The sequence below is a fragment of the Streptomyces sp. genome (genome assembly GCF_031181705.1).
Classification (GTDB): Bacteria; Actinomycetota; Actinomycetes; order Streptomycetales; family Streptomycetaceae; genus Streptomyces.
Genome location: NZ_JAPSKN010000225.1, coordinates 1 through 5498 on the forward strand (window position 1 = coordinate 1; position 5498 = coordinate 5498).

Sequence of the window (5498 nt, forward strand, 5' to 3'; positions counted from 1 at the left end):
CCGCGCCGCCGGACCTGCGCGAGTTCGACGAGAAGATCGCCGGTGTCCGCCGGGACAAGGAGTCCGCGATCGACTCGCAGGACTTCGAGAAGGCCGCCTCCCTGCGCGACAAGGAGAAGCAGCTCCTCGCCGCCAAGGCCAAGCGGGAGAAGGAGTGGAAGGCCGGCGACATGGACGTCGTCGCCGAGGTCGACGGCGAGCTGATCGCCGAGGTCCTCGCGACCGCCACCGGCATCCCGGTCTTCAAGCTGACCGAGGAGGAGTCCTCCCGCCTGCTGCGCATGGAGGAGGAGCTCCACAAGCGCGTCATCGGCCAGACCGACGCCGTCAAGGCGCTGTCGAAGGCGATCCGCCGTACGCGCGCCGGTCTGAAGGACCCCAAGCGCCCCGGTGGCTCGTTCATCTTCGCCGGCCCGTCCGGTGTCGGTAAGACCGAGCTGTCCAAGGCGCTCGCCGAGTTCCTCTTCGGCGACGAGGACGCGCTGATCTCCCTCGACATGTCGGAGTTCAGCGAGAAGCACACGGTCTCGCGTCTCTTCGGTTCGCCCCCCGGCTACGTGGGCTACGAGGAGGGCGGCCAGCTGACCGAGAAGGTGCGGCGCAAGCCGTTCTCGGTCGTCCTCTTCGACGAGGTCGAGAAGGCCCACCCGGACATCTTCAACTCGCTGCTGCAGATCCTGGAGGACGGTCGCCTGACCGACTCCCAGGGCCGGGTCGTGGACTTCAAGAACACGGTCATCATCATGACGACCAACCTCGGCACCCGGGACATCTCCAAGGGCTTCAACCTGGGCTTCGCGGCCTCGGGTGACACGAAGACCAACTACGAGCGCATGAAGAACAAGGTCTCGGACGAGCTCAAGCAGCACTTCCGGCCCGAGTTCCTCAACCGCGTCGACGACGTGGTCGTCTTCCCGCAGCTCAGCCAGGAGGACATCCTCCAGATCGTCGACCTGATGATCGGCAAGGTGGACGAGCGCCTGAAGGACCGGGACATGGGCATCGAGCTCTCCCAGTCCGCCAAGGAGCTGCTGTCCAAGAAGGGCTACGACCCCGTGCTGGGTGCGCGTCCGCTGCGCCGCACCATCCAGCGCGAGATCGAGGACTCGCTGTCGGAGAAGATCCTCTTCGGCGAGCTCCGCCCCGGCCACATCGTGGTCGTGGACACGGAGGGCGAGGGCGAGGCCAAGACCTTCACCTTCCGCGGCGAGGAGAAGTCGGCCCTGCCGGACGTCCCGCCGATCGAGCAGGCGGCCGGTGGCACCGGTCCGAACCTGAGCAAGGACGCGTAAGCGTCACGGCCGAGTGAGAGGGGCCGGTGCCGAAAGGCACCGGCCCCTCTCGCGTGCCCGAAGCCCTACGAGAGCTGTCCGTCGTAGTCCGGCAGCTTGAACGTGCGCTCGGCGTGGCCGCCCGAGAGGTCGGTGGCGCTGTTGCCGATGTTCGCGATGATCGTGTAGCCCTTCTTCTCGATGTCGGCGCGCTGAGCCGTCTTGTAGTCGGCGACGTTCTTGAAGAGGTCGACGAAGCCGCGGACGTAGAGCCCGGAGACCCGGTATCCGGTCTGCTTCAGGTTGTACTCGGTGAACGAGTAGATGATCCCGGGCCGGGCCGTCACGAAGAACACGGCGACGCCGCGCTCCTGGGCGTATCTGGCGGCCTCCAGGACCGGCTTGTTGGCCGGCTGCGGGTAGCTGAAGCCGAAGTCCGTCTCCAGCGCCGTGTTGTCGATGTCGAGGACGACGGCCTGCTTCTCGCCGGGCTTCGGGGCCGCGATCCGCTGCTTCAGGTAGGGCAGCGCCTGGTCCATCACCGCCTGGCAGTCCTTCTGCCAGGTGGCGTAGTCGACGTCCGCCGCGGCGGACGCGGCGGTGACGGCCGTGGAGGCGCGGGCCGGGTTCGCGGCCTCCGCCGGTGCGGCCATCGCCACGAGGGCGGCCGCCGAGACGGCGGTGACGGATGCGCGGCGCAGCCAGGGGCGTCGGGTCTGCATGTCGTGGGGGTCCTCTCACGTCAATGACGCTGCCAACATGTCGTGTGCATGTTCGTGGGCGAGGGTGGCGCGAGGGGAACCGTAGGGTTACCGGACGGTAGGTGCCTAGAGGCGTGCGCCACATTTCCGGAATGGCCGAAGAGGGACCCCGGTGACATGCCGCACAGGCGATATGTCCGTTACTAGCTGGAATAGTGGATAACGGGACAGGGGGAGGCGGGTGCCGACCGGGCGTCGACCCCGCAGAAGGGGCGGAAGTGCGGGCTCATGGCCGGATTCGTCCCGAATGGGAGCTGTGTCAAGAGACGTAGAACACTGAACTACATTACTAACTTCTGTCGTAGATCACGTTTTTGGGAGTTTGTCGGGCTTCGGGTTACCAAGGGATGGCCATTCGGCGAGCGACTGCGCGCCGGGTGGTTTTCTCCGTCCCCTTCCTCACGAGGTTTCGATGTCCCAGCGCGTCACGTCCCGTTCTTCCCGTACGTCCCAGCTCCGCACCCGTGCGACCGTGCTGGCCGCCGGCCTCGGTGTCTCGGCCGCACTGGGGGCCGGGGTCGCGTCCGCCGCCGACACCACGGCCGCGTCCGGTGCCGCCAGTGCCGTCCAGGCACAGGCCGCCGCCCAGGCCAAGGCCGCCAAGGCCGAGGCGGTGAAGGCCGAGAAGGCCGCCGCCGCGAAGAAGGCGGCCCAGAAGAAGGCCGCCGCCGTGAAGAAGGCGGCCAAGAAGGCCAAGCCGTCCTGGGTCGACCCGGTGAAGAAGTACAAGCTCTCCGCGAGCTTCGCCCAGAACGGCGGCATGTGGCAGTCGACCCACAGCGGCCAGGACTACGCCGTCCCGAGCGGCACCCAGGTCGTCGCCGCCCACGGCGGCACCGTGGTCAAGGCCGGCCCCAACGGCGCCGGTGACGGTCCCGCGTACGGCAACGCCGTCGTGGTCAAGCACGGCAACGGCACGTACTCGCAGTACGCGCACCTGTCGCAGGTCAAGGTGCGGATCGGCCAGGTCGTCAAGACCGGCCAGGAGATCGCCCGCTCCGGCAACACCGGCAACTCCAGCGGCCCCCACCTGCACTTCGAGATCCGCACGACCCCGAACTACGGCTCGGCGGTCGACCCGGTGAAGTTCCTGCGCGCCAAGGGCGTGAAGGTCTGACCGGGCCGACGGATCCCTAGGAGCCCCTGGCTCCCCGGTGGGCCTGGGTCACCAGGTCCGTGGCGACCTCGAGGACGGCCTTGTGCCGTTCCTCGGGGTCGTCTCCCACGTCCTGGAGCAGGAACATCCCGGCGTGCAGCGTGAAGATCGCGCTGGCGCAGCGGACCTGGTCGACCAGGTCCGCGTCCGGGTCGACGATGATGTCGCGCAGGCTGTGCACCCGCGCCTTGAAGGACTCGCCGATCCGCAGGTCCCGCACCGACGCCTGGTTGTCGTGCATGAAGCGGAACAGCGGTGCCGCCTGGGCGAGCGTGTCGGCGTAGCGGCGGATGATCTCCTGCTTGGTCTCCAGCGTGTGCGGCTGGCGCCGGCCCCAGTCGATCAGGTCCTCGATCGGCTGCGTGAGGTCCTCGAAGATGCTGACGAGGATCTCTTCCTTCGTCTTGAAGTGGTAGTAGAGCGCCGCCTTGGTGACGTCCAGGTGCTCGGCGATCTCGCGCAGGGACGTCTTCTCGTAGCCCTGCTCCGCGAAGAGGCCGAGGGCCACGTCCTGGATGCGCCGGCGGGTGTCCCCGCGGCGCCGCTGCCTGGTGCCGTCCATGGTGCCGCCCATCCTCCTACGCCGCTCGCTTTCCATAAAACTTACTTGACGCCCGGCTAGTTCCGCGGCTAGCTTCCCGAGTGTAGTCACTAGCCGGTCGGCAAGTAAGTAGTGGTAGCTGGGGGAGTGGGAAGCGATGGCGGACACAACGGACATCACGGTGGCGGCTGACGCCGGCACCGGGGGGAAGAAGCCCAGGAGCGTGCGGGTCGTGCTCCTCGCGCTGATGATCGCGATGATGCTCGCGATGCTCGACAACATGATCATCGGTACGGCGATGCCGACCATCGTCGGTGAGCTGGGCGGGCTCGAACACCTCTCGTGGGTCGTCACCTCGTACACGCTCGCCACCGCCGCCTCCACCCCGCTGTGGGGCAAGCTCGGCGACATGTACGGCCGCAAGGGCACGTTCCTGTCGTCGATCGTGCTGTTCCTGATCGGCTCGGCGCTCAGCGGCATGGCCCAGGACATGGGGCAGCTCATCGGCTTCCGGGCGATCCAGGGCCTCGGCGCCGGCGGTCTGATGGTCGGCGTCATGGCGATCATCGGCGACCTGATCCCGCCCCGGGAGCGCGGTAAGTACCAGGGCATGATGGCCGGCGTCATGGCGCTGGCGATGATCGGCGGCCCGCTGGTCGGCGGCACGATCACCGACAACTGGGGCTGGCGCTGGGCGTTCTACATCAACCTGCCGCTCGGCGCGGTCGCGCTGGTCGCCGTCAGTGCCGTGCTGCACCTGCCGAAGAAGCGGGCGCAGGCGCGGATCGACTACCCGGGCGCCGTGCTGCTGACCGTCGGCATCACCGCGATCGTGCTGGTCACGACGTGGGGCGGCACCGAGTACGCCTGGTCCTCGGCGCGGATCATGGAGCTGATCGGCATCGGTGTCGCCGCGCTCGTCGGGTTCGTGTTCTGGCAGACGCGGGCCGCGGAGCCGGTCCTGCCGCTGCACATCTTCCGCAGCCGGAACTTCACGCTGATGTCGGTCATCGGCTTCATCACGGGCTTCGTGATGTTCGGCGCCACCCTGTTCCTGCCCTTCTACCAGCAGGCCGTGCAGGGGGCCTCCGCGACCAACTCGGGGCTGCTGCTCCTGCCGATGCTGGGCGCGATGCTGGTGACGTCGATGGTCGCCGGGCGGGTGACGACCAGCACCGGCAGGTACAAGGTCTTCCCGGTGCTCGGCAGCGCACTGATGATCGTCGGCCTGTACCTGCTGTCCACGATGGACACGGGGACCTCCCGGCTCACCTCCGGCGTGTTCATGGCCGTGGTCGGCCTCGGGATGGGCTGCCTGATGCAGATCACCATGCTCGTCGCGCAGAACAGCGTGGAGATGAAGGACATGGGCGTCGCGTCCTCGTCCGCGACCCTCTTCCGCACGCTCGGTTCCTCCTTCGGCGTGGCGATCATGGGCGCGCTGTTCAACCACCGCGTCCAGGACGTCATGGCCGAGCGGGCCGGGGCGCTGGGCTCCAAGGTGACCGAGCAGTCCGCCCAGCTCGACCAGGCGAGCCTGGCCAAGCTGCCGGAGGCGGCCCGGGAGGCCTACCAGCACGCGGTCGCGGCCGGCACGCACTCTGCGTTCCTGCTCGGAGCGGCGGTGGCGGTCCTGGCGCTGGCGGCGGCGGTGTTCGTGAAGGAGGTACCGCTGAAGGGAGCGGGCCCGAAACCGGCGGAGGACGGCACGGCGGGCGGACCGGCGTCCCGGACGCCGGTGGCCGAGGCGGTGTAACCGGCGTCGCTCC

General features: G+C 68.3%; 5 protein-coding genes. 3 read left to right on the plus strand and 2 right to left on the minus strand.

Annotated features, from left to right (window positions below; all coding sequences use genetic code 11):
- Nucleotides 1–1292, plus strand: a 1292-nt coding sequence (locus RIN80_RS25990) for an AAA family ATPase (RefSeq protein ID WP_309098083.1), incomplete at its 5' end; no start/stop codon positions are given.
- Nucleotides 1293–1357: 65 nt separating this feature from the next.
- On the opposite strand, the gene RIN80_RS25995 is transcribed toward RIN80_RS25990, so the two are convergent.
- Nucleotides 1358–1993 carry an HAD family acid phosphatase gene (locus tag RIN80_RS25995; protein ID WP_309098084.1) on the minus strand — a complete coding sequence of 212 codons (636 nt, stop codon included), beginning with the start codon at nt 1991–1993 and terminating at the stop codon, nt 1358–1360.
- A gap of 451 nt (nt 1994–2444) precedes the next feature.
- Here RIN80_RS25995 and RIN80_RS26000 point away from each other — a divergent pair, with 451 nt between their 5' ends.
- On the plus strand, nt 2445–3149 hold the full coding sequence (locus RIN80_RS26000; RefSeq protein WP_309098085.1) for a M23 family metallopeptidase: 705 nt from the start codon (nt 2445–2447) through the stop codon (nt 3147–3149).
- Nucleotides 3150–3165: 16 nt separating this feature from the next.
- Here RIN80_RS26000 and RIN80_RS26005 read toward each other — a convergent pair whose 3' ends face one another.
- Nucleotides 3166–3762 carry a helix-turn-helix domain-containing protein gene (locus RIN80_RS26005; protein WP_309098086.1) on the minus strand — a complete coding sequence of 199 codons (597 nt, stop codon included), beginning with the start codon at nt 3760–3762 and terminating at the stop codon, nt 3166–3168.
- A 124-nt stretch (nt 3763–3886) separates the two neighbouring features.
- Here RIN80_RS26005 and RIN80_RS26010 point away from each other — a divergent pair, with 124 nt between their 5' ends.
- On the plus strand, nt 3887–5485 hold the full coding sequence (locus tag RIN80_RS26010; protein ID WP_309098087.1) for an MDR family MFS transporter: 1599 nt from the start codon (nt 3887–3889) through the stop codon (nt 5483–5485).
- Nucleotides 5486–5498: the final 13 nt, after the last annotated feature.